The following is a 23,531-nucleotide window of genomic DNA, read 5'->3' as shown; positions in this document are numbered from 1 at the left end:
TTTCAGAGCAGGTCAGCCACCGGCAAGCGGCACATAGCTTTCGATCAGAGACCCGGCCAGCATGTACCAACCGTCGATCAGCACAAAGAAAATGACCTTGAACGGCAAGGAGATCAGCACCGGCGGTAGCATCATCATCCCCGCGCTCATCAAGACCGAGGCGACGATAAGGTCGATGGCGACGAAGGGCAGGTAGATCAGAAAACCAATGGTAAAGGCGCGGCGCAGTTCCGAGATCATGAAGGCGGGCACCAGATGGCGGAAGGTGGCCTCTTCCGCCGAGGCGGGCAGGGGGCTTTCTTCGGCCTCTTCATCCGCGGGCGCGATGCGCAGGAACAGGGCGTAGTCTTCGGGCCGCGTGTTGACGTACATGAAGGTCTTGAAGGGCGCGGCGATCCGCTCCAGCGCCTGCTCTTCGGCGATGGCGTTTTCCAACAGCGGCTCGACCCCGGCCTCATAGGCGTCCTCGAACACCGGCTGCATAACGAAGAAGGTCATGAACAGCGCCAGCGAGGTCAGCACGATATTAGGCGGTGTCTGGTTCAGCCCAAGGGCCGAGCGCAGCATCGACAGGACGATGACAAAGCGCGTGAAGCTGGTCATCACCACCAAAAGCCCCGGCGCGATGCTGAGCACGGTGACCAGCGCGATGAACTGGACGATCCGCCCCGAAAGGTTGGCGTTCTCATCACTGCCCGGCGCGGTATCGCCAATCACATCCGACAGGGTGCTGAGAAACCCGCCGTCTTGGGCCATGGCCATGCCGCCGCTGGCGAGAAGCACCAGCAGGGCAAGGCCTATCCGGCCCGACGCATAGCTGCGCAGAGAGGGGCGGTCAGTCAGGGACATAGTCCTTGACAATCTGGGTCAGCGACACGCCAAGCCGGTCTTCACCGACCTTCACAAGATCACCGCGCGCCACCAGACGGTCCGAGACCATGAGGTCAACCGGTGCGCCGATCTTGCGGTTCAATTCCACGATAGAGCCGCGGGTGAGTTCCAGCAGACGCGAAATCGGCATGCGGGCTTGGCCCAGCACGATCTGCACGTCGAGGCCGACGTTCAGCATCGCGTTGATGCCCGCGCCGCCCGCCTCGGGGCGGGGGGCCAGCGCGTTGCGCGAATCTTCGGTGTCAAGCTGCGGGAAGACGCCCGCATCATCGCCGCCCGCGCTGGCGGCGTTGCCAAAGGCATCGGCGCGCGGCTGCTCTGGCGTGGCGTCAGGCGCTTTGCTTTCTGTGGCCTTGTTGTCGTCTTGGGGGGATTGCAGGTCAGGCTTGTCCATTTCCGTCCTTCTCCTTTTGTGCTTTCAGCGCCCGCGCATGGGTGTCGCGCAATTCGGCAAGCAGGCGGTCGCAAATCTTTTTGAACCCGTAATCAAGGCTGCCGTGGTCCCATTCCATGCGCGCATCGCCATCGGGCAGTTCGGGATCGGCCCGCAGGTCAAGCACCCTGTCGCATTTGTAATAGACCGCCCGTTGACGCAACTCGGGGCCGATCTGATCCAGCGTGGCGGGCGACAGGCGCACTTTGATATGGCTCGACCCGATGGCCATTTTCAGCGATTGGGTCACGGTCTTTTTCACCCGCGCGGTCGAGAGCCTTTCGATCACCTCGGGCAGGACGATTTCGCAGGTTTGCAGGGTAAAGCCCACGATCTGCGCCATCAGCGCTTCTTGATGGGCCTGCATCGCCTGTGCCAGCCGCGCCAGTTCCTGCGCGAGCTTTTCGGCCATGGCGGCATGTTCGGCCTGCATGGTCTGATGCATCTCGGCGCGGCCTGCATCGGCCCCGGCCAGATAGCCTTCGATATGGCCCTGCTTATGGGCCTTCTTAATCTTCGCTTCGATCTCTTCGGGGGTGGGCAGCGCCGGGTCTTGCGGCTTGCTCTTGCCGTCCTCGTCGAAGTTCTGAAGCTTGAGGCTGGTGATCACAGATCATCCCCTTCCGACAGCCATTCGCCCAGAACGCGCAGGGCGTCATCGGTGTTGTCCTCGGCCAGTTCGGCCACGGCGCGCAACTGGCTGTGCTGAACCGCCCCCTCGACCGAGGCGAGATGCACCATGTCGCGGGGCAGCTCATCCATTGGGCCAAGCACCGCACCGGTTTGCGCCCCCGCCGGGGTGGGCAGACGGTTTTGCGGGGTCTCTTTCTGGGTGCCGCCGGTCAGCGCCTTGGGCGCGTTGTCTTCCTCGGGGCCGTCCAGCAGCGCCGCATCGGCCCCGGCACCGGCCAGCGCGGGCTGGGGCAGGGTGGCATCCAGCACCATGCGCAGCGGGCGGGCGCCCAGCACCATGATGATCGCCACCAGCGCCAAGGCAAAGAGCGAGCGCAGGATGGTCATGGCGTTATCGGCCAGCACCGCGCCCAAGCCACGGCTGGCGGGGTTGCTGAACTCGGAATCGAAATCGAGGAATTGCAGGCTGTCGACCTGCACCTGATCACCCCGGGCCTGATCAAAGCCGATGGCGGTGCTGACCAGCTGCGTCAGGCGCGCCATCTCCTCGGGGCTGCGCTCAATATAGCCTTCGGAGCCATCGGGCAGGGTGCCATAGCTGCCGTTGACCAGAACCGCGACCGAGATACGCTCGATATCGCCCGGCTCGCGCACCAGTTCGCTCTGAACCGAGCCGATCTCATAGTTGATGATCTCATCGTTTTCCGAACGGGTGGACTGGCCTGCGGCCCCGCCTGCATCGTCGCGCAGCTCATCGGGGATGTTGTTGGCCACATCCACCGTGGCCGCCGCCGGGTCAGTCTCGTTCGAGTTGCGCACGCGGGTTTCGATCGACCGGGCGACCTGCTGGGCGGGATCGAAGCTGCGCGAGACGCGGACTTCGCGCTCGGTCGTCAGATCGACGCTGACCCGCACGCGGGCATTGCCCGGCCCCACGCGGGCGTTGAGGATCGATTCAACCTTTTGCGCCAATTGCTCTTCGATCATGCTGCGCTGCCCTTGCAGCGAGAAGTCGGAGCTGCCGCCCTCATCCTTGGCCAGGATCGTCTCGCCGGAGGCCGACAGGACGGTCACGTTCTGCGCTTCCAAATCGGCCACGGCGGAGGCGACCAGCGCTTGGATCGCCTGCGCCTGACGGCGCGTCATGCTGGTATTGGCCTGCGAGCGCACGATGACCGAGCCGCTGGCCTCGGCCCGGCTGCGCGAAAAGGCGGCGCGTTCGGGCAGCACCAGATGCACCCGCGCGGCTTTGATGCCGCTGATCGTCTGGATCGACCGGGCCAGCTCCCCTTCCAGCGCGCGCAGTCGGTTCACCTTTTGCATGAAGGAGTTCATCCCCATGCCGGACATATTGTCGAAAATCTCCCACCCCGGGACGCCTTCGCCGGGCAGCCCTGCATCGGCCAGCGCCATGCGGGCGCGGGCGATGTCGGTCTCGGCGACCGAGATGGTATCGCCGTTGCGCGACAGATCGACCGTCAGCCCCGCCTGTTCCAGCGTCTGCATCATTTGCGAGGCGGTGCCGGGGCTTAACTGGCTGTAAACCGGCACATAGGTAGGGGCGAGGATGGTTCGCGCGCCGATGAAGATGGCCGCGGTGATCGCCAGACCGATGCCGCCGAGAAGAGCCAGCCGCTTTGGACCCAAATCCTTAAGGTTTTCAACGATCTGATTCACGGCCCCTCACTCGGTTGTATGGCCCGAGCATTCTCCACTCGGCCCTCACTATGCAAGCATATATCGATTTATACTTGGCCGATCCGAAAAATAAACAGGTTTCTGTTGCAATAAAGCTTGTTTGAAGATGTATTTGTTCTTGCATGTGGCGCTTCGCGCGGGATCCGATTAAGAGTGAAAGAATGAAAAAGCCTCTCGCTATCCTTGCTGTCGTCTTGCTCTGCCTTCTTGCGGGTCTGGGTGGGGTCACGCTGGCCATCGGGCCTTCGGGGCTGCTTGAGATGGCCGGGCTGGGGGGGGAGGAAACCGCCGAAGAGACCGTTGAGACGGCTGAGAACGATCACGGCGAGAAGGGCGGCGAAGACGGCCACGGCGCAAAGCCCAAGACCGAAGTCAAAATGCCGGTCATGCCTTTTCCTGAGATCATCGTGAACGTCACCGACACCGGGCCGCAGGGTGGGCAGACCAGCCGCTTTCTCAAGCTCAACATGCTGATGGTCTATGATGAAACCGCCGAGGGCGCGGACCGTCTGGTCGCGCGTGAGATTTATCTGCGCGACAGCTTCCAAGATTTCCTGCGCCAGTTGCATGTCAGCGATCTGTCGGGCAGCTATGGGCTGGCGATGCTAAAGACCGAACTGCTGCGCCGGGCGCGGGCGGTGGGGCACACCGACGCGCCGCATGAAATCCTGATTGCCGATATGGTGGTGCAATGACGATAGCGGCCTCCCCCGATGCGCTGAGCCTCGAAGAGACGATGATCCGTCAGGCGCGGGAAAGCTTCCAGCGCCTGCCCACGCTTGAGATCATCATCGACCGTCTGCTGCTGGCGCTGGTGCCCGACCTCAAATCCTATTGCACCGTCGCCCCCGAGATCGAGCTGAGCTCGCTTGAATACATGCCCTATGAGGACGCGATGGAGAGCATCCAGTCGCCCTCGCTCATCGCCATTGCCAATGCGGAAAGCTGGGGCAGCCAGATCGCCTGTGTGGTCGAGCCTGACCTGCTGTTTTCGGTGCTCGAGATCATGCTGGGTGGCCGCCGCGCCACCAGCCAGCAGTGGAAACCCCGCGGCTTGACCGCGATTGAGCAGAAACTGGGCCGCAGGCTGGCGGAATTGTCGCTCAAAGGTTTGGCGCATTGCCTGCATGATGTCAGCCCGGTGCAATTCGACATTCAATCGCTCGAATCCAATCCCCGGTCGGTCATGCTGGCCGCGCCGCGCACGGCGACGGTGCTGGTCCGGCTGCATATGCAGTTCGAGGATCGCAGCGGCCATATGGCGCTGGTCTTGCCCTATGGCACGCTGGACGAGGTCAGCGCACAGCTTGCGCAGCCCTTCCTTGGCGGGCGCTCGCCCACCGACAGCAACGCGCGCAAGGATATGAACAGCCAGATCTCCAGCACCACGGTCACCATCACCGGCGTGCTACAGCAGGTGACGATCCCGCTGCATGAGGTGCTGGAATGGAAGCCCGGTCAGGTGATCGATCTGGGCATGACCGTCGATACCCCCGTGGTCGGCATGGTGAACGCCCAGCCGATGTTTCAAGCGGCCTTTGGCCAGCGCAGCAATGGCGCCTTGGCGCTGCGGGTGATCCAATCCTTGCTCCCTAAGGAAAATCAGGAGGACAGCGACGATGATGCCGGCCTTGATTGATATCCTCATCATCGTGCTGCTGGTCGGCACGCTGGTCTATGCCTTTATCCTCGACCGCCGTGTCCGCGCATTGATGGCGACCCTGAAAGAGATGGAGCCGATGGTCGGGGCCTTTTCCAATGCGGTCGATCAATCGGCGAAATCGGTCGAAGACCTGCGCGACCTTAGCACCAAGGTACAGCGCCCCGAGCCGCCGGTGCAGCGCGAGGCGACGCCGCCCCGCCAAGCTGCGCCCGAGCCTGGCCCGGCAGGCCAGAACCCGGCCCAGATGCGCGCCGCGCGGCTCAAGGGCCGTGCGCAGGTCCGGGGCCAAGCAGCGGTACAGGGCAAATCCGAACTGGTCCGTACCTTTTTTGACATCACCAAGGAGCGTAAGGAATGAGCCGTATTTCCATGCCCAAGATCGCGCTTTTTGGCCTTGGTGTGGCTGGTGTGCTCAAGCTCACGGTTGAGTTCATGCCGATGATGGCCATTGCCGAAACCCCCGATGACACGCCCCCGGTCCCTGTTGAGCTTGCCGCCGCCCCCGCGCCGCCCAGCTATGACGCCAGCGCCCCGGGCGAGAGTGGCATGTGTGAGCCGAGCCATCTGATTGCCGAAGCCATCGCCGAAGAGCGGGCGCTGCTGAAAGAGCAACGCGACACGATTGCCGACCGCGAAGCCAAGCTTGCGCTGGCCGAACAGAGCCTCAAGGCCGAACAGACCCGCCTCGCCAGCCTGCGCGACGAGATCGGCGCGCAGCTTAAGGTGATCGAAGAGGCCAACAACCAAGACATGACCAAACTGGTCGAACTTTACCGCAACATGAAGCCGCAGGTGGCGGCGGGCATCATGGATGAGATCGACGTGGAGACCGCCGTGCAGGTCATCGGTGCCATGCCCGAACGGGACGCGGCGCAGATCATGGGCTCGTTCAGCCTTGTCCGGGCGCGGTTGATTACGAAAATCCTGCTGGAACGCTCCAAACTCCCTGCCGACCGCAACCTCGAAGGGCTGCGCCTGCGCTGAGCGCGCGTCACTCCTCGCGGATTGACGACCCGGCAGGCGGCTTGCGGCGCACGTTGCGGCGCAGGTCCATGACAAAGCCGATGATCTCGGCCACGGCTTGCCAATGCTCCATCGGGATGCGGTCGTCGACCTCCACCGCCGCGTGAAGTGCACGGGCCAATGGGCGGTTCTCGATCATCGGAATGTCGTGTTCCTTGGCCAACTCGCGGATACGGTGGGCCATCACATCAGCCCCCTTGGCCACACAGACCGGCACATCGTCCACGCCCTGTTCATATTTCAGCGCCACGGCGTAATGGGTCGGGTTGGTCAGGATCACGCTGGCATTGGGGATGGCCTGCGCGATGCGCTGGCGGGCGCGGGCGCGGCGCAATTCGGCGCGGCGGCCCTTGATCTGCGGATCACCCTCACTGTCTTTATGCTCGTCGCGGATCTCCTTGAGGCTCATCATCTGTTTCTTTTTCCACTGCGCCCGCTTCCAGATGATGTCGGCGATGGCGATGGGCACCAGAAGCACGGTGGTGACCAGAAAAATCCAGCGCACCTTCTGCAGGGTCGCTTGCAGCAGCGTCTCGGGGATGAAAGCCTGCGTCTGGCCCAGTGACTGCGCGATGTCGCGCACGGCCCATACGGTGATGAAACCGATCACCAGTACCTTGGCCGTATTCTTGGCAAATTCGACAAAAGCCTCGGCCGAGAACAGCCGCTTGAACCCCGACAGCGGGTTCAGCTTGGAGAACTTCGGTTTGATCCGCTCGGCCGAGACGACGGTCTCGCCTTGGATCAACACGCCGAAAAGGGCTGCCAGCACCATGATCCCGACCACCGGCATCATCGCCAGCCCCAGCGTAAAGCCAAGCGATTTCAGCACCTGGCCCGCTTCGGCGACGCCAGTGCCGCCGGTGCCAATGGCGGTGACACCCGCCCCCAAAAGGGGGCTTTGCAGCGCCGCCACGATCCCGTCGATCGAGGCGGGCAGCACGAAGATCAGGATCATCAGCAGGGCAAAGACCAGCATCGCGGTGCCGGTCTCGCGCGATTGCGGCACGTCGCCTTTCTTGCGCGCGTCGCGGAGCTTTTTCTCCGTCGGCTCTTCGGTCTTACTGCTCTTGTCCTCTTCCGACATGGGCTAGAATCCGTAGGTGGTGAGCCAATTCGCGAAAGGCTCAAGAAACCCGCGCATCATGGTCGGAACGGCCAGCACCATCAAGGCCAGCCCGGCGGCGATCAGCAGGGGCTGGGCGATAAAGAAGACCTGAAGGCTCGCCATCATGCGGTTGGCCAGACCCATCCCGACGTTCAGCACCAGACCGGCGACATAGAAGGGTGCTGCGATGGACAGGCCAAGGTAGAGGCTCACCTGCGTTGCCCGCGCGAATTGGTCGGTCAGATCGGCCAGCATGAAGGTGCCGGGCACGAAGACCTGATAGGACACCAGCAGCGATTCAATGATGAGGTGGTGCAGGTCGGTGATAAAGATCAGCGCCGTGGCCCCGATCAACAGCATCGCCGCCATAGAGGTCGCCCCCTCAAAGGCGCCGATGTTCGGGGCCAAAGCATTGGCCAGCCCCGACATCAGTGCCATCTGATAGCCCGCGAATTGCAGCGCCGAAAGCAGCGTGCGCGCCACCAGCCCAATCCAAAGCCCCACGGTGATTTCCGAGCCAAAGATCAGCAGCAGCGCGGCGGGGCGGTCCTCGGCCACCGGGCCGAGGCCGGTCACGGGATAGAGCGCGGCGCTCAGGATCAGACCAAAGAACAACCGATGCCGCATGGGCACCGAGGTCTCCCCGAACCCCGGCATGAACACAAGCGCGCTGCCGATCCGGGCGAAAACGACGAAATACCCCATCAGGGCGTCGGTCAGGAGGGCTGAGAGGTCCATCCCTAGCCCCCGATGGTGGCGACGGTCCGCAGGGATACCTTGCGATGGATCTCGGCGTTGGAGATTACCGGCGTCATCGGGCTGACCCGTTCCAGCATGGAGCGCACATAGGACCGCGCCTCGGGGTTGACCATCAACGCGGGCCAACTGTCTTCCGAGGCGAAGCGCTGGATCTGCTGGCGCGCTTGCAGCACGAATTCCTGCACCCGTTTGGGCGACATGACAAAGGTGCGGTCCTCGCCCACGATCTTGACCGCCTCGATGAACTCCGCCTCCCATGAGGGCGACAGGGTAATGACCGGCACGAAGCCCTGCCCATCGGCCAGCCCTTGGCAAATCTGGCTCGACAGGCGGCGGCGCACATTCTCCAGCACCAGCGCGGGCTTGGAAGTCTGGCGCGTGGCCTCGGCCATCGCCTCGACGATCAGCGGCAGATTGCGGATCGAGACGCGTTCAAGCAGCAGTTCCTGCAAGACTTGCTGCACCAGAATGGCGGGGGAGGGGACGGGCAGGTCGTTGACCAGCTTTTGATAGTTCCGGTCCAACCCCTCGATCGCCTCTTTCGCCGCGCCATAGGTCAGCAGTTCCGACATGTTCTCTTTGACGACTTCGGTCAGATGGGTGGTGATCACGCTTTCCGGGTCCACCACCGTATAGCCCTGCGCCTCGGCCTGATCGGCGACCTTGCTGTCGACCCAAAGCGCATCCAGCCCAAAGGTCGGCTCGCGCGTGGCCTCACCCGGCAGTTGCAGCGGCGCGCCTTCGGGATTGATGACCATCATCTGGTTGGCGCGGATGTCACCCTTGGCCGCGTCGACGCCGTGGATTTGGAAGGCGTAGCTGTTGATCGGCAGGCTCACGTCATCCTTGATCCGTACCGAGGGCATGGGAAAGCCGAACTCTTCGGCGAAATGTTTGCGCAGGGATTTGATCTTGCTCGGCAAGACCGCATCAGGGCGGTTGGCCAGCGCCACCAGCCCTTCACCCAGCACCAGCCGCAGCTCATCCAGATGCATCGGATTGTTGTCGACCTCCGGCATCTCCTGCTTTTTCTGCGCCTCGGCATCGGCCTTCGCCTTGGCCTCTGCCGCCTCGGCCGCGCCGCGCTGGATCATTAGCCCCAAGCCCACCATGGCCGCGGCCAGAAGGGCAAAGACCAGCAGCGGAAAGCCGGGCAAGAGGCCGATGCCGAACAGCAGCAACGCCGCCATGTAAAGCGCCTTGGGGAAGTTCGAAAGCTGGTCAAAGACAGCTTCGTTCGCCGCGCCCCGGGTGCCGCCCTTGGTCACGATCAGACCGGCGGCGAGCGAGACGACAAGCGCCGGAATTTGGCTCACCAGCCCGTCGCCGATGGTGAGTGAGGTAAAGACGTTGAAGGCATCGCCCACGCCCATGCCGCGCTGCACGACGCCGATGAGGATGCCGCCGATCACATTGATCAGCGTGATGATCAGCCCCGCCACCGCATCGCCGCGCACGAATTTCGAGGCACCGTCCATCGCCCCGAAAAAGGCGCTTTCGTCCTCAAGCTCCGTGCGGCGGCGGCGGGCCTCATCCTCGTCGATCAGCCCCGCACCCATATCGGCGTCGATCGCCATCTGCTTGCCCGGCATCGCATCCAGCGAGAACCGCGCGGCGACCTCGGCGATACGGGTTGAGCCCTTTGTAATCACGACGAAGTTGATGATCACGAGGATGGCAAAGATCACCACGCCGATGACGAAATTGCCCGCCACGATGAATTTGGAGAACCCTTGAATCACATCCCCCGCCGCATGCATCCCCGCATGGCCTTCGCTGAGGATCAGCCGGGTCGAGGCCACGTTGAGCGACAGCCGCAGCATGGTGGTGACGAGCAGCAGCGTCGGGAAAGAGTTGAACTGCAAGGGGGAGGGAATCCAAAGCGCCACCATGAAGATCAGCACCGAGAGCGAGAGCGACAGCGCCAGCCCGAAATCCAACAGGATCGGCGGCAGCGGCAGGAAGAGCACCGCCAGCACCAACGCCATGCCGACGGCAAAGCTCACGTCCTTATTGGCGCCAAACATGCTCAGTTGCGGCAAGAGGGTATTGGGTTTCGTGCTCATCCCGCATCCTCCGCAGGGACGGTGGTGAACTGCGGCAGGACCGGCTGCATCTCATGCGCCGAGTAAAGCGAGCGCCGCGCGTTCGCCGCCCCGCCGATCTGCGCGCCCCATGTCGCCTTGGCCGCCAGCCTGTCATAGCGGCCCGCCTCGCGCCGCGCCGTTTTGCGCGGGCGGGCAGGGGCCGTCGCCGGGCTGGCACTGGCCAGCGCCTGAAACTCCGGCAGCCGCGCATTGGCGGCGGAAATGTTCTTTTGCAGCCGGTCGAGGTAGGTGTCGCGGTATTCCGGCTCAAAGGAATGATACGACCCCGCCGCCTGTAGCCAACTGCCCGTGCGCCGATGCAACCGCTTGAGGAAGCGCGCCGCGTAGTCGACATTCACGCGCGGATCGAACCCTTGGGCGGGGCTGTCAAAGGCATCCGGGTGCCAGCGCATGTTGATCTGCATACAGCCCACGTCAATGGAGCGGATACCGCTTGCCTGACGCTCGGCGATCCAATCCAGCGCGGCAGTGCGGCTGTCAAACAGCCGCCCTTCGCCCGCGGCGTTGACCGCATAGGGCCAGACCGTGAAATGCCCGTTGCGGCGGGTGCCCGCCTCTTGCAGGCCGATGGCCAGCAGCAGATTGTCGGGGATGCCATGCCGGGTTTGGGCGGCGAGGATTTCGCGGATGCAGACGCCTTCAGGCCCGCCCTTGGCGGCCAGCGTCCGGGCCGTCTTGGTCACCGCGTTCTTCTGCGACGGCTCATAGAAAGACCCCCAGCCCTGCGCGAGGGCAGGGGTCGCAAGCACCGCCCCCAGCAGCGCTGCGCGGGCCATATGCCAAAGCGCTCTCACAGCCCACCGTTCTGCACGAGGTCAAAGATGGTGTCCGACAGGTTCTTCAGCGTGGCATACATAAACGGCGTCGCCGCCAGCAGGGTGACAAAGATCATCACGATCTTGGGCACGAAGGTCAGCGTCATTTCCTGAATTTGCGTCAGTGCTTGGAAAAACGCGATCACCAGACCAATCGCCAGCGCCACCCCCAACACCGGCCCCGAGGCCAGAAGCACGGCCCAGACGGTAGCAGAGATGATGTCATAGGTCTGGGTTTCGGTCATGGCCTAGATCGGCATCCGCAGAATTTCCTGATAGGCTTCGACAAAGCGGTCGCGCACAGACACGGCCACTTTGACGGTGGATTCCATCGCCAGCATGGCTTCGACCACCTGCTGGGTATCCGCCTCACCGCGCAGCCCGGCTTGGGCCACGGCTTCGCCCTCGCGCACCGTTTCCAGCGCGCTTTCCGAGGCTTGCTGCACCATATTGGTGAAACTATTGGCGCTGGCGCCTGCCTCTTCGGCGATGGCTTCGCCCTTTTGCGCCGTCAGCGATTGCGAGGTGCGATAGGCACCGCGAACCGCGGCGGTCGAGATCAGGGAGGCGGGATCGCTCATCTCAGGTCAGCCTCACTTCAGCAGGTCGAGCATCTGACCGCGCATCCGGCGGCCCGACTCGAACATGTTCATATTGGCCTCGTAGTTGCGCGAGGCTTCTCGCATGTTGGCCATCTCGATGATCGGATCGACATTGGGGCGTTTGACATAGCCCGTTTCATCCGCCGCCGGATGGGCCGGGTCATAATCGCGGCGAAAGGGGGATTGGTCGCGCCCGATACGGTCGACCTCCACCAAGGAGCCGCCGCCATTGCGGTCGATCAACTCTGAGAAACTGATGGTCTTGCGGCGAAACGGATCGGCGCCGGGCGTGGTGCCCGTTGAATCGGCATTGGCCACGTTTTCCGAGATCACCCGCAAACGCGCGGTCTGCGCGGTCATCCCGCTGGCGGCGATTTTGGCGATGGACTGAAGCGGATCCATGGGCTTTCCTTACCTGTTTCCGGTGACGGCCATGGTCAGCATGTCATAGCTTTTGCGGTAAAGCTGTGCTGCCAACCTATAGTGATCGCCGATCTCGGCGGCCTTCACGGCCTGTTCTTCAAGGTTCACGGTATTGCCATCCAGCGTGGTGCCCTTGGCGTGGCCATCCGTCACTTCGCGCACGCCGGGCGTGCCATGGGCGACGCCGGTGAAATGTTTGTCATGGGTGGTCACCAACCCGGTATCGCGCGACAACTCGCCGCTGAGCATCGATTCAAAGGACGATACATCGCGCGCCTTGTAGTTCGGGGTCGAGGCATTGGCGACGTTTTCAGACACGACCTTTTGCCGGGCCGAAAGCCACTGCATCCGGTCCGACGCCAGTCCAAGAATAGAAAGATTAGACAAGTTCATTTTTTTGCCTATGGCCTGTTTAATCCTTGTATAGTAAATATTGCCCCGCGCTCCTAGAGGAAATTTATCCATGCAGACACTCTTTTCCGAGCTGACCAGTTTCGCCCGCGAGGCAGGCGAGGCCGAGATCACCGGCGAAGTGCGCGCGATCACCGGCATCACGCTGACCGCCGTGGGGCTGGAGCGGGTTTTAGGCATCGGCGAGCGCTGCATCGTGCATGGCTCCGACGGGCCGGTCCATGCCGAGGTGGTGGGGCTGGGCAGTCACGGCACCGAATTGCTCCCCTTCGGCTCATGGCGCGGGGTGGCGGCGGGCGACCGGGTCGAGGTCGCGATTGGCCGCGATGTGATCCGCCCCGATGAAAGCTGGAAGGGCCGGGTGATCAGCGCCTCGGCCACGCCGCTCGACGGGAAGGGCCATCTGCCCGAGGGCAACGACCCCCGCCCGCTGCGCGCCGCCCCGCCGGGGGCCTTTGACCGCAAGCGCATCGGCCCGAAACTGGCGACCCATGTGCGCGCGCTCGATGTTTTCACCCCGCTTTGTCAGGGCCAGCGCTTGGGCATTTTCGCAGGTTCCGGCGTCGGGAAATCGACGCTTATGGCCATGCTGGCACGCTATACGGAGTGCGATGTGGTGGTCATGGCACTGGTCGGCGAACGCGGGCGCGAGGTGCAGGATTTCATCGCCTCCGACCTCGGCCCCGAAGGGATGGAAAAGGCGGTGCTCGTCGTCGCCACCGGGGACGAGCCGCCGCTGACCCGCCGCCAAGCCGCTTGGACCGCCATGGCCGTGGCCGAACATTTCCGCGATCAGGGCCAGCATGTGCTGCTCTTGATGGACAGCGTCACCCGTTTCGCCATGGCGCAGCGCGAAATCGGCCTTGCCTCGCGCGAACCGCCCACCGCCAAGGGCTATCCGCCGACGGTTTTCTCGGAGCTTCCGCAGATGCTGGAACGTGCCGGGCCGGGGCCGGTGGGCAAGGGGGATATCACCGCGATTTTCACCGTTTTGGTGGATGGCGATGATATGAACGACCCCATCGCCGACGCCGTGCGCGGGATCACCGATGGGCATATCGTGCTCGACCGCAAGATCGCCGAAAAGGGGCGCTACCCGGCGATTGACCTGCTGGCGAGCGTCTCTCGGACGTTGCCGGATTGCCACAGTGATGTGGAATATACGCTGCTCACCGCCGCCCATAAGGCGCTGGCGGCCCACGCGGATATGGAGGAATTGATCCGCATCGGGGCCTACCGCGCGGGCAGCAACCCCGAGCTTGACCGCGCCATCGCCTTTGCCGGACCTTGCGAAGCCTTCCTGAGCCAGCGCAAGGCTGAACACACCCCGCCACAATCCTCTTTCGCCGAGGTGGCGGGGATGCTCGACCGGGCAGGCATCAGCCCGGGCTGAGCCTTACCGCAGATTGACCTTCTAGGGTCGCCCGGCAGCAGGCCGGGCAGCGCCGACCCGCCCCCCTGGGGCGGCGCTTTCAGCACCACCCCGCGGGTCGGCGCTGCCCTTCGTGGTATAAAAAATCTCGCCCCGATTGCCCCGCCGCCACCCCCAGCGTGGAGGGTGGGAAAGGCCGACCTACGTCGCCTACTGCAACCGGCGCAGCAACTCGACCGAAGGCTCACCCGTCGCGGGCAGGCCGACGCTGGCCTGATAGGCGCTGATCGCCTTGCGGCTGTTCGGCCCGATCACCCCATCCGCGCCATCGGTATCGAACCCCCGCGCGGTCAGCCGTTGCTGTAGCGCGATGCGGTCGTCCTTGGTCAGCCCATTGGCGTCGGGCGGGAAGCTGCCGCGCAGCGGCCCGCCGCCCGCGATGCGATCCGCCAGATGGCCCACGCCAATCGCATAGCTGTCGGAGTTGTTGTAGCGTTTCAACGCGCGGAAGTTGCTGGTCACCACGAACTGCGGCCCGCTCGCCTGCGGCTGGATCACCGACCCCGCGCTGGCGGGGAGACTGCCTAACTCACCGCCCCATTTCAGCCCCCGTGTCCAGCCGTTGCGCGACAGATATGCGGCGGTGGAGGCCAGCGCATCGCTGGGATCTTCCGACCAGATGTCGCGCCGCCCGTCGCCGGTGAAATCCACCGCGAAGGCTTGGTAAGAGGTGGGGATAAACTGCGTATGCCCCATGGCCCCGGCCCATGACCCGGTCAGCCGGTCGGCAGTAATATCGCCGTTCTGCAGGATCTTCAGCGCCGCGATCAGCTGCTTTTCAAAAAACGCCCCGCGCCGCCCATCATAGGCCAATGTCGAGGTGGCCGAGACGACAGGCACATTGCCGCGCCGCTCTCCGAAATAGCTCTCCAGCCCCCAGACCGCCGCGACGATCTCTGCCGCCACGCCGTAGCGGCTTTCAATCGCGTTCAATGTGCTGCGGTGGCGGGCAAAGGCTGCGCGCCCCTTTGACACCCGCTCGTCCGAGGCGGCGATTGACAGGTAATCTTCCAAGCTGCGGCTGAATTCCGTCTGATTGCGGTCGCGTTTGACCACGCCGGGCAGATAGCCCGTGCCGCGGAACCCGCGGGTCAGAGTGCTGGCCGAAATCCCCTGTGCAGCGGCACGGTTTTTGAAAGCCGCGACCCATGCGTCATAGCCCGCGTTGGGTACGGGGCGCAGATCGTCCGGCACCCCCGCCGCCGCCGCGGGGCCCAGCGTGCCGCCCCCGGTCGAACAGGCCGAGGTCAGCCCTAATGCGGCAAGGCCGAATGCGAATGTTCTGCGTGAATGTCTCATAAAACCTGCCTGTCGCTGCGTTGTTGCCTTTTGCGCAGCATATCGCAGGCAGGTCGCCCGACAAGGCGGGATCGCCCCAATGGCAAGGCTTTGCCTAAGCGAACCTTGGCTTTCGGCTACTGACCGGGCTGGTACAGGGGCACCGTCGACATCGATGTCTTGGCCGAGCCGTCTTGCACCCGCTGGCTGTGGCTGATGTAGATCAGCGTGTTGTTCGCTTCGTCGAAAATACGCTTCACCTTCAGGGTCTTGAAGATGATCGAGCGGCGCTCGCTAAAGACGTTTTCGCCTTCGTCGCCACGGTCAATGTCACCGATCTCAATCGGGCCGGTCTGGCGGCAGGAGATCGAAGAGTTCGACGGGTCTTCGAACCAATTGCCCTTTTGCAGCCGGTCGATCAGCCCGCGTTCGAAAAAGGCCAGATGGCAGGTCACGCCCTTCGCCTTTGGGTCGGCCACGGCTTCGACGATGATGTCATTGCCCAGCCAATCCACATCCACCTTGCCGACCTCTTCGGCGCTGGCTGTGGTGGCGAAAATACTGGCAGAGAGGGCGGCGGCGCGGGCAAATGTCTTATTCATGGCAGGCAAACGCGCAGCGGGCGGCGCGGTTCCCGATAATTTACCCTGCGGCGTCACCGGGGGTGTTTGGCCAGCGCACAGGCCGCCTCATGCTGGCTTAGAAAGACCTCCCCGGTCAGCTCTTCCAGAAAATGACTGCGCTTCAGCCGGTCCATCACCGGGCCTTTCACCTCGCTCAAGTGCAAGCGGATGTCGGCGTCCTTCAGCCGCGTGTTGATCGCCTCAAGCGATTCCAGCGCCGAGAGGTCGATTTCATTCACCGCGGGGAACATCAGCACCACATCCGTGAGGTCAGGCTTATCGGCGGCATATTGGGCCAGTTGATCCTCCAAGAACCGCGCGTTGGGGAAATAGAGGCTCTCGTCCACCCGCAGGCTCAGCACATGTGGCTGGGTCTCAACCTCGTGACGCAGCACGTTGCGGAAATGCTCGGTCCCCGGCACCCGGCCCACCACGGCCATATGCGGGCGCGAGGTCTTGTAAAGATGCACGAGGATCGAAGTCACCACGCCCGCGCTCACCCCCGCTTCGACGCCGAAAATCAGCGTCAGCAGGATCGTCACGCTGACGGCGGCGAAATCGGCGTGGCTGAAGGCCCATGCGCGTTTCAGGATGGAGAAGTCGACGAGGCTCAGCACCGCGACGATGATCGTGGCGGCCAGCGTGGCCTTGGGCAGGTAGTGGATGAGCGGCGTCAGAAAAAGCGCCGCCAGCGCCAGTCCGGCGGCGGTGAAGGCTCCGGCGGCAGGGGTCTCGGCGCCCGCGTCGAAGTTCACCACCGAGCGCGAGAATCCCCCGGTGACCGGAAAGCCCCCGGTAAAGGCCGCGCCAAGGTTGGCGCTGCCGAGGCCGATCAGCTCCTGATCCGGGTCGATCCGCTGGCGCTTTTTCGCCGCCAAGGTCTGCGCCACGCTGATGCTCTCGACAAAGCCGATGACGGAGATCAGCAGCGCCGGGACGAAAAGCTGTGACAAGAGCTCAGGGGAAAAGGAGGGCAGGGTGAGCGGCGGCAGGCTCTGCGGTACTTCGCCCACGATTGAGACGCCGCGCGCACCCAGATCGAAGCCCCAGACCGCCAGCGTCGTCGCCACAATCGCCAGCACCGGCCCGGTTTTGGCCCCGATATCCGTCATCCGCGGCCCCAGCCCCATGCGCCGCAGAAGCGGTTTTAGCCCGCCGCGCACCCAGAACAGGAAGGCCGTGGCGGCCAAGCCCAAGCCGAGGGTGATGACATTGACCTCCCCCAGATGCGCCCAGAGGCTCGACAGGATCTGCGGCAGCGTGTGCCCCTCGGCCTCGATCCCGAGGATATGCCGCAACTGGCTGGCGGCGATCAGGATGCCGGAGGCGGTGATGAAGCCCGCGATCACCGGGTGCGACAGGAAATTTGCCAGAAACCCCAGCCGAAACAGCCCAAGCGCCAGCAGCATCGCGCCCGACAGAAAGGCCAGCGTCAGCGCCGCCGTGACATAGCCCGCCGTGCCGCTCTGCGCGATCTCGCCCACCGCCGCCGCCGTCATCAGCGAGACCACGGCCACCGGCCCCACCGCCAACGCCCGGCTGGTGCCGAAGATGGCGTAGAGCACGATGGGCGCGATAGAGGCATAGATGCCAGCCTCGGGCGGCATGCCCGCCAAGAGCGCATAGGCCAGCGATTGCGGGATCAGCATGATCGTGACGATCACCGCCGCGATCATATCCCCGGTGAATTGGCCGCGGTCGTAGCGCCGCCCCCAGTCGAGGATCGGCAGGTAGCGCGAAAGCGAAGGGAGAGGCATGGGCGGCGATCCGTTAGAAAGGGGCGGCCCCAAGGGGCCACCGGGTTGGCTCAGTCAAAACGGTTCACGGGCAGTTTCAGGTAGTGATGGCCGTCATCCTCCGCCGGGGGCAGCCGCCCGCCGCGCAGGTTGATCTGCAAGGCAGCAAGGATGCGGTTGGGCAGCGACAGGGTCGCGTCCCGCTTCTGGCGGCGCTCGATATAATCTTCGCGCTTGGTGCCATCCTTGACGTGGATGTTATGGGCGCGGTGCTCGTCCACCGTGGCCTCCCACCGCGGCTCGTCACGGTTATCGGTGCCGTAGTCATGGCCGATGTAAAGCCGCGTGTCGCCGGGCAGGGCGAGGATGTCTTGGATCGAGTCCCACAGCTCCTCAGTCGTGCCGCCGGGGAAATCAGAGCGCGAGGTGCCCGCATCGGGCTGCATCAGCGTGTCATGCACAAAAGCCGCATCGCCACAGACATAGGTGATCGACCCCAGCGTATGCCCGGGCGACAGCATCACCTTGGCGTCAAGGTCGCCGATCTTGAAGGTCTCACCCTCCTGAAACAGGTGGTCAAAATCGCGATCCGGGTCAAAGGCATCGGGCATGTTGTAAAGATCGGCCCAGATCTTGGCGATCTCGGGCACCAGTGCGCCGATGGCATTGGGCGCGCCCGTGCGCTCTTTCAACTGGGCCGAGGCCATGACGTGATCCGCATGGGGGTGGGTATCCAGTACCCATTCCACGGTAAGGCCGTTTTCCTTCACGAGGTCCAGCACCTGATCCATGCTTTCGGTGGTGAACTTGTAGTTTTTCGGGTCAAAGTTCCACACCACATCGATCAGCGCGGCCTTCTTCGTTGCCGGATCGGCACAGATGTATTGGATCGAGCCGGTGTCAGGCTCATAGATGCCCCAGACATCGGGGCTGCCTGCTCCGTTCGAAGGGGAGTGGCGCACGACGGGTGAATTGAGAGGGTCGCTCATCTGGCTGGTCCTTCTTTGGTTAGTGAGGTCAAATCATAGCTGCGCCGGGCGATCCACATGCCGCCCAGCATGAAGGGGACAAAGATCAAGGTGCCGCTGGCCGCGATGGGCAGGGCGGTCAATGCCGGGCCGGGGCAAAAGCCCCCCAAGCCCCAGCCGATGCCGAAAATCGCGGCGCCGGTCAGCAGTTTCGGCTCAAGATCGTTGCGGGTGGGAAGGCGGAATTTATGGTCGAAGTAGGGGGTCTGACGGCTGCGGAACAGCCATGCGAACCCCGGTGCCGTCACCGCGATGGCGCCGCCCATGACAAAGGCAAGGCTGGGATCCCATGTGCCAAAAACATCGAGGAAGTTCAGGACTTTGGCCGGGTCGGCCATGCCGGATACGATCAGGCCGATGCCGAACAAAAGGCCGGAGAGCAGGGCGAAGAACTGTTTCATGTCACCCTCCGATCACATGGCGCATGACAAAGACGGTCACGAATGCCGTCGCCATGAAGGTCAGCGTCGCCACGATCGACCGCGCCGAGCCACGGCTGATCCCGCAGACCCCGTGGCCCGAGGTGCAGCCGTTGCCATAGGTCGCGCCAAAGCCGACGAGCAGCCCGGCCACCGCCATCAGAACGGGGTTCGAGGGCACCCATTGCTGCGGCCATCCACCCGAGGTGATCAGCCAGAGCGGGGCGGCCAACAAAAGCCCCAATACGAAGAAAAACGACACGCCCCGCGCTTCGCCGTCGCTGTCGCGGGCGAAGAGCCGAGAGGTCAGCCCGCTGATCCCCGCGATGCGCCCGTTCGTGGCCATCAGCAGCACCGCCGAGGCCCCGATCAGCGCCCCGCCGCCCAGCGACAGCCATGGTGTGAATTCGGTTTCCATCTCTCAACTCCTTACGGCCCACCAAGCGGCTGGCTTGTGTCAGACTGGAAACCAGTATATATTACGCTCTCATAATATTCAATGATGCTAATATGAAAAACACGGACGACTTTCTGGAGGGCGATATCGCCGGGGCTGCGGCGCTCATGACGATGCTTGCGTCAGAGGCGCGGTTGCAGATCCTGTGCCGTCTGATCGGTGGGGAGCGCTCGGTTGGGGATTTGGCGCTGGCCTGCGGTCTGTCGCAATCCACCATGTCGCAGCAGTTGAAAAAGTTGAAAGACGCCGGTCTGGTTGACAGCCGCCGGGCGGGGCAAACGATCTTTTACCGGGTAAAGGGGCAGGAGGCCGTGGCCGTTCTGGAAACGCTGCACGGCCTCTACTGCGCGCAAAAATAAAACGCCCGGCAAAACCGGGCGCTTCTCTCACGCTTTGCTATCCGCGTAGGATTTGACCAACTGACCGATCTTCTCTTCGGTCTGGTCGATGCCGCGGGCCTTGCCCTCTTGCAGGGCCGTGTCACCGTCCCAACCCTTATCTGCTGCAAGGGCCATCAAGGTCATCGCCCCCGCACGTTTGCCGGAAGCGCAGTGCAAAAAGACCGGCTGGGGCAGGTCGTCCAGTGACTTGCGGAATTCATCCACCGTCTCGGGGCCAAGGCTGTCCGGCGTCACCGGATGGTGCAGGTAGTTCAACCCCAGCTTCTCGGCCACCAGCCGCTCTGCATCGGGGGAGAGGCCGCCTTTCTCATCTGAGGCACGGAAGTTCACCACCGTTTTCATCCCGGCAGAAGCCGCCTGCTCCAGCGCTTTGGCGTCCGGCATGAACAGAGCCACGTTATGAGCAGGGTCGATGGTCGCGATCTTTTGGCTATCGTCGGTCATTCTGGCCTCCTTATCTGCGCGGATGCAGTCGCCCGCGCGTGGTGGTTTCAGCGGCCCAACCCCAGCCCGGCGCAACTGTTCCCTGCTCGGCAGAACGGGCCGCGCTGCGCAGATATAATCCGAGTATTAAAGTCAGGATTGTCACCGCCGCCCGGTTTTGCTAGGCAGCAGGCAGAAATTCCGCTTGGCGCAAGAGGTGCTGCGACGATTCTGCCCCGCTGTGGCAGGCGCCCCAGACCTGCGCCGTGATCAAAGACAAACCCATCGGGAGCCACCCCCATGCCGCATTTTCGTTCCGCGTTCCTCGCGGCCCTGTCCCTGACCATCGCCCAAGGCGCCGCCGCCGAGACGCCCGCCGCAACCCCGGCCAGCGCCTCGCCCGCGCTCAAGGTCGAACTGAACGCCGCCGACACCACGGAGGCGAATTGCAAGCTGACCTTCCTCATCACCAACGAGCTTTCCGCCCCGCTCGACAAGGCGGTCTATGAAACCGTGCTGTTCGACCGTGAAGGCACCGTAAACCGGCTTACGCTCTTCGATTTCGGCGAACTGCCCGTTGGCCGCCCGCGCGTGCGTCAGTTCGTGGTGCCGCAGACCACCTGCGAAAACCTTGGCCGCATCCTCTTTAACGGCGCGCAAAGCTGTGACGGCGCGGGGATCGAGGCGGGCACCTGCGAAAGCGCGCTGGCCCCGGCAACCCGGACCGAGATCGAGGTGCTGGGCTGATGGATCAACTTGACGCGCTGCTGACTCCGCTGCGGGGCATTGCCGAAACCGGTGGCCCGGTGGTGGTGATCCTGATGGCCGTGGCCGTGCTGACCCTTGCGGTCGCGCTTTATAAAACATGGCAGTTCCGCGCCGCCGCCGTGGGCCGCCACCGGGCGCTGTCCGAAGCGGTCAACGCATGGGAGCGCGGCGATGCCGCCGCCGCCCGCGCGGCGCTGGGCCGGTCGAAAAGCTACCTCGCCCCGGTGATCGAATTGGCCATGTCCGCGCCTGAGGCGGGTGCTTCTCGCTTGCAGGCCGAGGCCGAGATGCGTTTTGCCAAGCTGGAGCGCGGCTTCCGCCTGCTCGATTCCGTGGCGCAGCTTGCCCCGCTCTTGGGGCTCTTCGGCACGGTTCTGGGCATGATCGAAGCCTTCCGCGCCTTGCAGGATGCAGGCTCTCAAGTGGACCCGTCGATCCTCGCCGGTGGCATCTGGGTGGCGCTTCTGACCACTGCCGTGGGGCTGGTCGTGGCCATGCCGACCGCGCTGGTGCTCAGCTGGCTTGAGCAACGCATGGAGAACGAGCGCGTCATCGCCGACAAGGCGATCCTCACCGTGCTTCATCCCGGCCAGAACGCGGCCCCCGCCGCTGCGCCCGCCGCCACCCCCTTTGCCGCCGCCGCGCCCCGGCCAGCCCATGGCTAGGCCACGCCGGCGGCGCAACCGCCTCTCCATGACCTCCCTGATCGACGTGATCTTTCTGCTGTTGTTGTTCTTCATGCTGACCTCGACCTTCTCAAAATTTGCCGAGATCGAATTGGCCGCAGCGACATCCGGGGCAGGGGCCGAGACGGGGGCGAAACCCTATTTCCTGCAACTGACCACCGAGGGGCTGCGCCTCAACGGCGATGCGCTGGCGCTTGAGGGGCTGACCGCCAGCCCCTTGGCCGAGGCTGAGGAGGGCACCCCGCTTTTGGTCTCGCTCGGGGCCGAGGTCGAGGCGCAGGCGCTGGCCGATCTGCTCATCGCGCTGCGCGCCCTGCCGGGGCTCAGCGTCTCGGTTTTGGAGGGCTGACCATGCGACCCATCGCCAAGGCCAAACCGCAACGCGAACCGACCATCGCGTTGATCAACATCGTCTTTCTGATGCTGGTTTTCTTCATGGTCGCAGGCACCCTGTCGCAGCCGCTGGATTCCGATCTCAACCTCGTCGAAACCCGCGAGCTTGAGGGGCGCGCCCCGCCCAACGCGTTGGTGGTCCATGCCGATGGCCGCATGACCTACGCAGGCCAAGACCGCGCCAGCGTGGTCGATTTCATCGACGCGCTGCCCGAAGAGGAGCGCGACACCGTGCGGCTTCTCCCCGACCGCGCGCTGCCCGCCCGCCGCCTTGTCGAACTGACCCGCGAATTGCGCGGGGCAGGGGCCGCGCGCGTCATGCTTGTCACCGAAAGGGCGCTGCAATGATCCCCCGTTCCGGTCTCGTCAAAACACTTTCCATCGGCGTCGCGGCCAGCCTGGTCGTGGGGGTGTCGCAACTCGCCCAGATCGACGACAGCGCCAAGATCGCAGGCGGCGGCGCGCCCGCCGCGGCCCAGCTTGGCACGCGGTTCGAGGATATGGCGGTCGGCACATTGGATGCCGAACCGGTGGAAGAGATCACCCCAACCCCCGAACCCGAACCGCTGGAGACCGCAGAGGCCCTACCGCCGACCCCCGCGCCCGAGCCCACGCTCACCCCCACGCCTGCGCCCGTCGCAGAGCCGGTGCAGACGGTGGAGGCCGAGCCCATGCCCGTGGCCCCGCCCGCCGCCGCGCCGACAGAGACGCCAGTCTTGCCCGCCTTGACCCCGGTCGAAACCCCGCCCGAGACGACTGAGGCCACGCCAACGATCACGGCTGCCGCCCCGGTGCCGCCGGTCGAAACCCTCACCGCCGAGGCCGAGGATGACGCGCCGCGCCTGTCGCAGCGCCCGCAACGCCGCGATCCCGAGCGCGCCGCCGAAGCGGCCAAGAAGGCCAAGCCCAAGCCGCAGCCGAAACCGAAGCCCAAACAGACCACGCGCGGCAATGCAAAGCGCAACAACACCAAGGGCGCGCAGACCGCCAGCCGCGCGGGCAACGCCGCGCAATCCGGCACCCGTCAGCGGGCCGCCGCACCTGCGGGCAATGCGGCGGCCAGCAACTATCCGGGCAAGGTGATGAGCCGCATCGCCCGCGTCGGCAAGCCGCGCGTTCGCTCCCGCGGGACGGCTGTGATCGCCTTTTCCATCGGTGGGGGCGGGCAGTTGGCAGGGGTCCGCGTGGCCCGCAGTTCCGGCTCGGCGGCGCTGGATCAGGCGGCGCTTGGCATCATCCGCAAGGCCGCCCCATTCCCGCGTCCGCCCGCTGGGGCGCGGCGCAACTTCTCGATCCAGATCAAAGGCCGGTAACGGGCAG

At 64.2% G+C, this 23,531-nt stretch carries 30 protein-coding genes; 11 read left to right on the top strand and 19 right to left on the bottom strand.

The annotated features are described in order from the left end of the window. Window positions 1-12: 12 nt before the first annotated feature. Genes fliP through fliF form a run of 4 tightly spaced genes read right to left on the bottom strand, consistent with a single transcriptional unit; the run spans window position 13 to window position 3,634 of the window. On the bottom strand, window positions 13-849 hold the full coding sequence (gene fliP, locus ACGYLQ_RS08170) for a flagellar type III secretion system pore protein FliP (RefSeq protein WP_394441900.1): 837 nt from the start codon (window positions 847-849) through the stop codon (window positions 13-15). Then, window positions 836-1,285: a FliM/FliN family flagellar motor switch protein gene (locus ACGYLQ_RS08165; protein ID WP_394441896.1), complete on the bottom strand. Its 450-nt coding sequence runs from the start codon at window positions 1,283-1,285 to the stop codon at window positions 836-838. The genes fliP and ACGYLQ_RS08165 overlap by 14 nt, the downstream gene beginning before the upstream one ends. Then, a complete protein-coding gene (locus ACGYLQ_RS08160; RefSeq protein ID WP_394441893.1) occupies window positions 1,272-1,934 on the bottom strand; it encodes a FliH/SctL family protein in 663 nt (220 codons plus the stop codon). Before ACGYLQ_RS08160 ends, ACGYLQ_RS08165 begins: the two co-directional genes overlap by 14 nt. Next, entirely contained in the window at window positions 1,931-3,634 is a 1,704-nt protein-coding gene (gene fliF, locus ACGYLQ_RS08155) for a flagellar basal-body MS-ring/collar protein FliF (protein WP_394441890.1), read from the bottom strand. The genes ACGYLQ_RS08160 and fliF overlap by 4 nt, the downstream gene beginning before the upstream one ends. Before the next feature lie 182 nt (window positions 3,635-3,816). Here fliF and fliL point away from each other — a divergent pair, with 182 nt between their 5' ends. The 4 genes from fliL to ACGYLQ_RS08135 are packed head-to-tail and all read left to right on the top strand — an operon-like array spanning window position 3,817 to window position 6,302. After that, window positions 3,817-4,350: a flagellar basal body-associated protein FliL gene (gene fliL / locus ACGYLQ_RS08150; protein WP_271692032.1), complete on the top strand. Its 534-nt coding sequence runs from the start codon at window positions 3,817-3,819 to the stop codon at window positions 4,348-4,350. Next, complete coding sequence (locus ACGYLQ_RS08145; RefSeq protein WP_168612849.1) at window positions 4,347-5,294, top strand: FliM/FliN family flagellar motor switch protein; 948 nt, start codon at window positions 4,347-4,349, stop codon at window positions 5,292-5,294. Before fliL ends, ACGYLQ_RS08145 begins: the two co-directional genes overlap by 4 nt. Next, window positions 5,275-5,676, top strand: a complete 402-nt coding sequence (locus ACGYLQ_RS08140; RefSeq protein ID WP_394441887.1) for a flagellar motor switch protein — start codon at window positions 5,275-5,277, stop codon at window positions 5,674-5,676. The genes ACGYLQ_RS08145 and ACGYLQ_RS08140 overlap by 20 nt, the downstream gene beginning before the upstream one ends. After that, complete coding sequence (locus ACGYLQ_RS08135) at window positions 5,673-6,302, top strand: MotE family protein (protein ID WP_394441885.1); 630 nt, start codon at window positions 5,673-5,675, stop codon at window positions 6,300-6,302. The genes ACGYLQ_RS08140 and ACGYLQ_RS08135 overlap by 4 nt, the downstream gene beginning before the upstream one ends. 7 nt (window positions 6,303-6,309) lie before the next feature. Here ACGYLQ_RS08135 and flhB read toward each other — a convergent pair whose 3' ends face one another. From flhB to flgB, 8 genes are read right to left on the bottom strand one after another with little or no spacing between them, the layout of a single operon-like run. Then, a complete protein-coding gene (flhB, locus tag ACGYLQ_RS08130; protein WP_394410929.1) occupies window positions 6,310-7,428 on the bottom strand; it encodes a flagellar biosynthesis protein FlhB in 1,119 nt (372 codons plus the stop codon). 3 nt (window positions 7,429-7,431) lie between these two features. After that, window positions 7,432-8,187 (bottom strand): flagellar biosynthetic protein FliR, encoded by a 756-nt coding sequence (locus tag ACGYLQ_RS08125; RefSeq protein WP_394441882.1) that lies wholly within the window; start codon window positions 8,185-8,187, stop codon window positions 7,432-7,434. Window positions 8,188-8,189: 2 nt separating this feature from the next. After that, complete coding sequence (gene flhA, locus ACGYLQ_RS08120) at window positions 8,190-10,274, bottom strand: flagellar biosynthesis protein FlhA (RefSeq protein ID WP_394441881.1); 2,085 nt, start codon at window positions 10,272-10,274, stop codon at window positions 8,190-8,192. Then, complete coding sequence (locus tag ACGYLQ_RS08115; RefSeq protein WP_394441878.1) at window positions 10,271-11,092, bottom strand: lytic transglycosylase domain-containing protein; 822 nt, start codon at window positions 11,090-11,092, stop codon at window positions 10,271-10,273. Before ACGYLQ_RS08115 ends, flhA begins: the two co-directional genes overlap by 4 nt. A 14-nt stretch (window positions 11,093-11,106) precedes the next feature. Further along, window positions 11,107-11,376 carry a flagellar biosynthesis protein FliQ gene (fliQ, locus tag ACGYLQ_RS08110; protein WP_067261035.1) on the bottom strand — a complete coding sequence of 90 codons (270 nt, stop codon included), beginning with the start codon at window positions 11,374-11,376 and terminating at the stop codon, window positions 11,107-11,109. A 3-nt stretch (window positions 11,377-11,379) separates the two neighbouring features. Continuing rightward, window positions 11,380-11,712: a flagellar hook-basal body complex protein FliE gene (locus ACGYLQ_RS08105; RefSeq protein ID WP_067261033.1), complete on the bottom strand. Its 333-nt coding sequence runs from the start codon at window positions 11,710-11,712 to the stop codon at window positions 11,380-11,382. A gap of 12 nt (window positions 11,713-11,724) precedes the next feature. Beyond that, complete coding sequence (gene flgC, locus ACGYLQ_RS08100) at window positions 11,725-12,135, bottom strand: flagellar basal body rod protein FlgC (RefSeq protein WP_067261031.1); 411 nt, start codon at window positions 12,133-12,135, stop codon at window positions 11,725-11,727. A 9-nt stretch (window positions 12,136-12,144) separates the two neighbouring features. Then, window positions 12,145-12,549 carry a flagellar basal body rod protein FlgB gene (gene flgB / locus ACGYLQ_RS08095; RefSeq protein ID WP_067261029.1) on the bottom strand — a complete coding sequence of 135 codons (405 nt, stop codon included), beginning with the start codon at window positions 12,547-12,549 and terminating at the stop codon, window positions 12,145-12,147. 70 nt (window positions 12,550-12,619) lie between these two features. On the opposite strand from flgB, the gene ACGYLQ_RS08090 reads away from it, so the two are divergent. Continuing rightward, window positions 12,620-13,960 (top strand): FliI/YscN family ATPase, encoded by a 1,341-nt coding sequence (locus ACGYLQ_RS08090; RefSeq protein ID WP_394441875.1) that lies wholly within the window; start codon window positions 12,620-12,622, stop codon window positions 13,958-13,960. A gap of 189 nt (window positions 13,961-14,149) precedes the next feature. On the opposite strand, the gene ACGYLQ_RS08085 is transcribed toward ACGYLQ_RS08090, so the two are convergent. The 6 genes from ACGYLQ_RS08085 to ACGYLQ_RS08060 all read right to left on the bottom strand — a co-directional run bounded on the left by ACGYLQ_RS08085 (window position 14,150) and on the right by ACGYLQ_RS08060 (window position 19,501). Next, complete coding sequence (locus tag ACGYLQ_RS08085) at window positions 14,150-15,298, bottom strand: lytic murein transglycosylase (protein ID WP_394441872.1); 1,149 nt, start codon at window positions 15,296-15,298, stop codon at window positions 14,150-14,152. Window positions 15,299-15,414: 116 nt separating this feature from the next. After that, window positions 15,415-15,879 (bottom strand): CreA family protein, encoded by a 465-nt coding sequence (locus ACGYLQ_RS08080; protein ID WP_394441869.1) that lies wholly within the window; start codon window positions 15,877-15,879, stop codon window positions 15,415-15,417. 53 nt (window positions 15,880-15,932) lie between these two features. Then, a complete protein-coding gene (locus ACGYLQ_RS08075; protein ID WP_394441867.1) occupies window positions 15,933-17,657 on the bottom strand; it encodes a SulP family inorganic anion transporter in 1,725 nt (574 codons plus the stop codon). Between the two features lie 50 nt (window positions 17,658-17,707). Further along, the gene (locus tag ACGYLQ_RS08070) at window positions 17,708-18,625 is read right to left on the bottom strand and encodes an MBL fold metallo-hydrolase (RefSeq protein ID WP_394441865.1); all 918 of its coding nucleotides are present in this window, start codon (window positions 18,623-18,625) and stop codon (window positions 17,708-17,710) included. After that, window positions 18,622-19,065 (bottom strand): DUF6691 family protein, encoded by a 444-nt coding sequence (locus ACGYLQ_RS08065; RefSeq protein WP_394441863.1) that lies wholly within the window; start codon window positions 19,063-19,065, stop codon window positions 18,622-18,624. The genes ACGYLQ_RS08070 and ACGYLQ_RS08065 overlap by 4 nt, the downstream gene beginning before the upstream one ends. A 1-nt stretch (window position 19,066) precedes the next feature. Beyond that, window positions 19,067-19,501, bottom strand: coding sequence for a YeeE/YedE family protein (locus ACGYLQ_RS08060; protein WP_394441861.1), 435 nt, complete (start codon window positions 19,499-19,501; stop codon window positions 19,067-19,069). Between the two features lie 92 nt (window positions 19,502-19,593). On the opposite strand from ACGYLQ_RS08060, the gene ACGYLQ_RS08055 reads away from it, so the two are divergent. Further along, complete coding sequence (locus ACGYLQ_RS08055; protein ID WP_394441858.1) at window positions 19,594-19,899, top strand: ArsR/SmtB family transcription factor; 306 nt, start codon at window positions 19,594-19,596, stop codon at window positions 19,897-19,899. Window positions 19,900-19,926: 27 nt separating this feature from the next. Here the strand turns inward: ACGYLQ_RS08055 and ACGYLQ_RS08050 are convergent, their stop codons facing one another. Next, the gene (locus tag ACGYLQ_RS08050) at window positions 19,927-20,385 is read right to left on the bottom strand and encodes a beta-lactamase hydrolase domain-containing protein (RefSeq protein ID WP_394441856.1); all 459 of its coding nucleotides are present in this window, start codon (window positions 20,383-20,385) and stop codon (window positions 19,927-19,929) included. A 279-nt stretch (window positions 20,386-20,664) separates the two neighbouring features. On the opposite strand from ACGYLQ_RS08050, the gene ACGYLQ_RS08045 reads away from it, so the two are divergent. From ACGYLQ_RS08045 to ACGYLQ_RS08025, 5 genes are read left to right on the top strand one after another with little or no spacing between them, the layout of a single operon-like run. Next, entirely contained in the window at window positions 20,665-21,111 is a 447-nt protein-coding gene (locus tag ACGYLQ_RS08045; protein ID WP_322329194.1) for a hypothetical protein, read from the top strand. Then, a complete protein-coding gene (locus ACGYLQ_RS08040) occupies window positions 21,111-21,797 on the top strand; it encodes a MotA/TolQ/ExbB proton channel family protein (protein ID WP_067264877.1) in 687 nt (228 codons plus the stop codon). Before ACGYLQ_RS08045 ends, ACGYLQ_RS08040 begins: the two co-directional genes overlap by 1 nt. Next, window positions 21,790-22,167: a biopolymer transporter ExbD gene (locus ACGYLQ_RS08035; RefSeq protein ID WP_394441853.1), complete on the top strand. Its 378-nt coding sequence runs from the start codon at window positions 21,790-21,792 to the stop codon at window positions 22,165-22,167. The genes ACGYLQ_RS08040 and ACGYLQ_RS08035 overlap by 8 nt, the downstream gene beginning before the upstream one ends. A 2-nt stretch (window positions 22,168-22,169) precedes the next feature. Next, window positions 22,170-22,559: a biopolymer transporter ExbD gene (locus tag ACGYLQ_RS08030; RefSeq protein ID WP_209217482.1), complete on the top strand. Its 390-nt coding sequence runs from the start codon at window positions 22,170-22,172 to the stop codon at window positions 22,557-22,559. Continuing rightward, window positions 22,556-23,524, top strand: coding sequence for a TonB family protein (locus ACGYLQ_RS08025; RefSeq protein ID WP_394441851.1), 969 nt, complete (start codon window positions 22,556-22,558; stop codon window positions 23,522-23,524). The genes ACGYLQ_RS08030 and ACGYLQ_RS08025 overlap by 4 nt, the downstream gene beginning before the upstream one ends. Window positions 23,525-23,531 lie beyond the last annotated feature (7 nt).

Origin of the sequence: Sulfitobacter sp. 1A12779, from assembly GCF_043557315.1 — a bacterium.
GTDB classification, from domain to species: Bacteria; Pseudomonadota; Alphaproteobacteria; order Rhodobacterales; family Rhodobacteraceae; genus Sulfitobacter; species Sulfitobacter faviae.
Note: the sequence above shows the minus strand (reverse complement) of the source record. Positions and strands in the feature narration are given on the sequence as shown.

Excerpts from the sequence above, each read along its gene's own strand:
- fliP (WP_394441900.1), bottom strand. The coding sequence starts at position 849 with ATGTCCCTGACTGACCGCCCCTCTCTGCGCAGCTATGCGTCGGGCCGG.
- ACGYLQ_RS08165 (WP_394441896.1), bottom strand. The coding sequence starts at position 1,285 with ATGGACAAGCCTGACCTGCAATCCCCCCAAGACGACAACAAGGCCACA.
- fliL (WP_271692032.1), top strand. The coding sequence starts at position 3,817 with ATGAAAAAGCCTCTCGCTATCCTTGCTGTCGTCTTGCTCTGCCTTCTT.
- ACGYLQ_RS08145 (WP_168612849.1), top strand. The coding sequence starts at position 4,347 with ATGACGATAGCGGCCTCCCCCGATGCGCTGAGCCTCGAAGAGACGATG.
- ACGYLQ_RS08140 (WP_394441887.1), top strand. The coding sequence starts at position 5,275 with ATGATGCCGGCCTTGATTGATATCCTCATCATCGTGCTGCTGGTCGGC.
- ACGYLQ_RS08135 (WP_394441885.1), top strand. The coding sequence starts at position 5,673 with ATGAGCCGTATTTCCATGCCCAAGATCGCGCTTTTTGGCCTTGGTGTG.
- flhB (WP_394410929.1), bottom strand. The coding sequence starts at position 7,428 with ATGTCGGAAGAGGACAAGAGCAGTAAGACCGAAGAGCCGACGGAGAAA.
- ACGYLQ_RS08125 (WP_394441882.1), bottom strand. The coding sequence starts at position 8,187 with ATGGACCTCTCAGCCCTCCTGACCGACGCCCTGATGGGGTATTTCGTC.
- flhA (WP_394441881.1), bottom strand. The coding sequence starts at position 10,274 with ATGAGCACGAAACCCAATACCCTCTTGCCGCAACTGAGCATGTTTGGC.
- ACGYLQ_RS08115 (WP_394441878.1), bottom strand. The coding sequence starts at position 11,092 with ATGGCCCGCGCAGCGCTGCTGGGGGCGGTGCTTGCGACCCCTGCCCTC.
- fliQ (WP_067261035.1), bottom strand. The coding sequence starts at position 11,376 with ATGACCGAAACCCAGACCTATGACATCATCTCTGCTACCGTCTGGGCC.
- ACGYLQ_RS08105 (WP_067261033.1), bottom strand. The coding sequence starts at position 11,712 with ATGAGCGATCCCGCCTCCCTGATCTCGACCGCCGCGGTTCGCGGTGCC.
- flgC (WP_067261031.1), bottom strand. The coding sequence starts at position 12,135 with ATGGATCCGCTTCAGTCCATCGCCAAAATCGCCGCCAGCGGGATGACC.
- flgB (WP_067261029.1), bottom strand. The coding sequence starts at position 12,549 with ATGAACTTGTCTAATCTTTCTATTCTTGGACTGGCGTCGGACCGGATG.
- ACGYLQ_RS08090 (WP_394441875.1), top strand. The coding sequence starts at position 12,620 with ATGCAGACACTCTTTTCCGAGCTGACCAGTTTCGCCCGCGAGGCAGGC.
- ACGYLQ_RS08085 (WP_394441872.1), bottom strand. The coding sequence starts at position 15,298 with ATGAGACATTCACGCAGAACATTCGCATTCGGCCTTGCCGCATTAGGG.
- ACGYLQ_RS08080 (WP_394441869.1), bottom strand. The coding sequence starts at position 15,879 with ATGAATAAGACATTTGCCCGCGCCGCCGCCCTCTCTGCCAGTATTTTC.
- ACGYLQ_RS08075 (WP_394441867.1), bottom strand. The coding sequence starts at position 17,657 with ATGCCTCTCCCTTCGCTTTCGCGCTACCTGCCGATCCTCGACTGGGGG.
- ACGYLQ_RS08070 (WP_394441865.1), bottom strand. The coding sequence starts at position 18,625 with ATGAGCGACCCTCTCAATTCACCCGTCGTGCGCCACTCCCCTTCGAAC.
- ACGYLQ_RS08065 (WP_394441863.1), bottom strand. The coding sequence starts at position 19,065 with ATGAAACAGTTCTTCGCCCTGCTCTCCGGCCTTTTGTTCGGCATCGGC.
- ACGYLQ_RS08060 (WP_394441861.1), bottom strand. The coding sequence starts at position 19,501 with ATGGAAACCGAATTCACACCATGGCTGTCGCTGGGCGGCGGGGCGCTG.
- ACGYLQ_RS08055 (WP_394441858.1), top strand. The coding sequence starts at position 19,594 with ATGAAAAACACGGACGACTTTCTGGAGGGCGATATCGCCGGGGCTGCG.
- ACGYLQ_RS08050 (WP_394441856.1), bottom strand. The coding sequence starts at position 20,385 with ATGACCGACGATAGCCAAAAGATCGCGACCATCGACCCTGCTCATAAC.
- ACGYLQ_RS08045 (WP_322329194.1), top strand. The coding sequence starts at position 20,665 with ATGCCGCATTTTCGTTCCGCGTTCCTCGCGGCCCTGTCCCTGACCATC.
- ACGYLQ_RS08040 (WP_067264877.1), top strand. The coding sequence starts at position 21,111 with ATGGATCAACTTGACGCGCTGCTGACTCCGCTGCGGGGCATTGCCGAA.
- ACGYLQ_RS08035 (WP_394441853.1), top strand. The coding sequence starts at position 21,790 with ATGGCTAGGCCACGCCGGCGGCGCAACCGCCTCTCCATGACCTCCCTG.
- ACGYLQ_RS08030 (WP_209217482.1), top strand. The coding sequence starts at position 22,170 with ATGCGACCCATCGCCAAGGCCAAACCGCAACGCGAACCGACCATCGCG.
- ACGYLQ_RS08025 (WP_394441851.1), top strand. The coding sequence starts at position 22,556 with ATGATCCCCCGTTCCGGTCTCGTCAAAACACTTTCCATCGGCGTCGCG.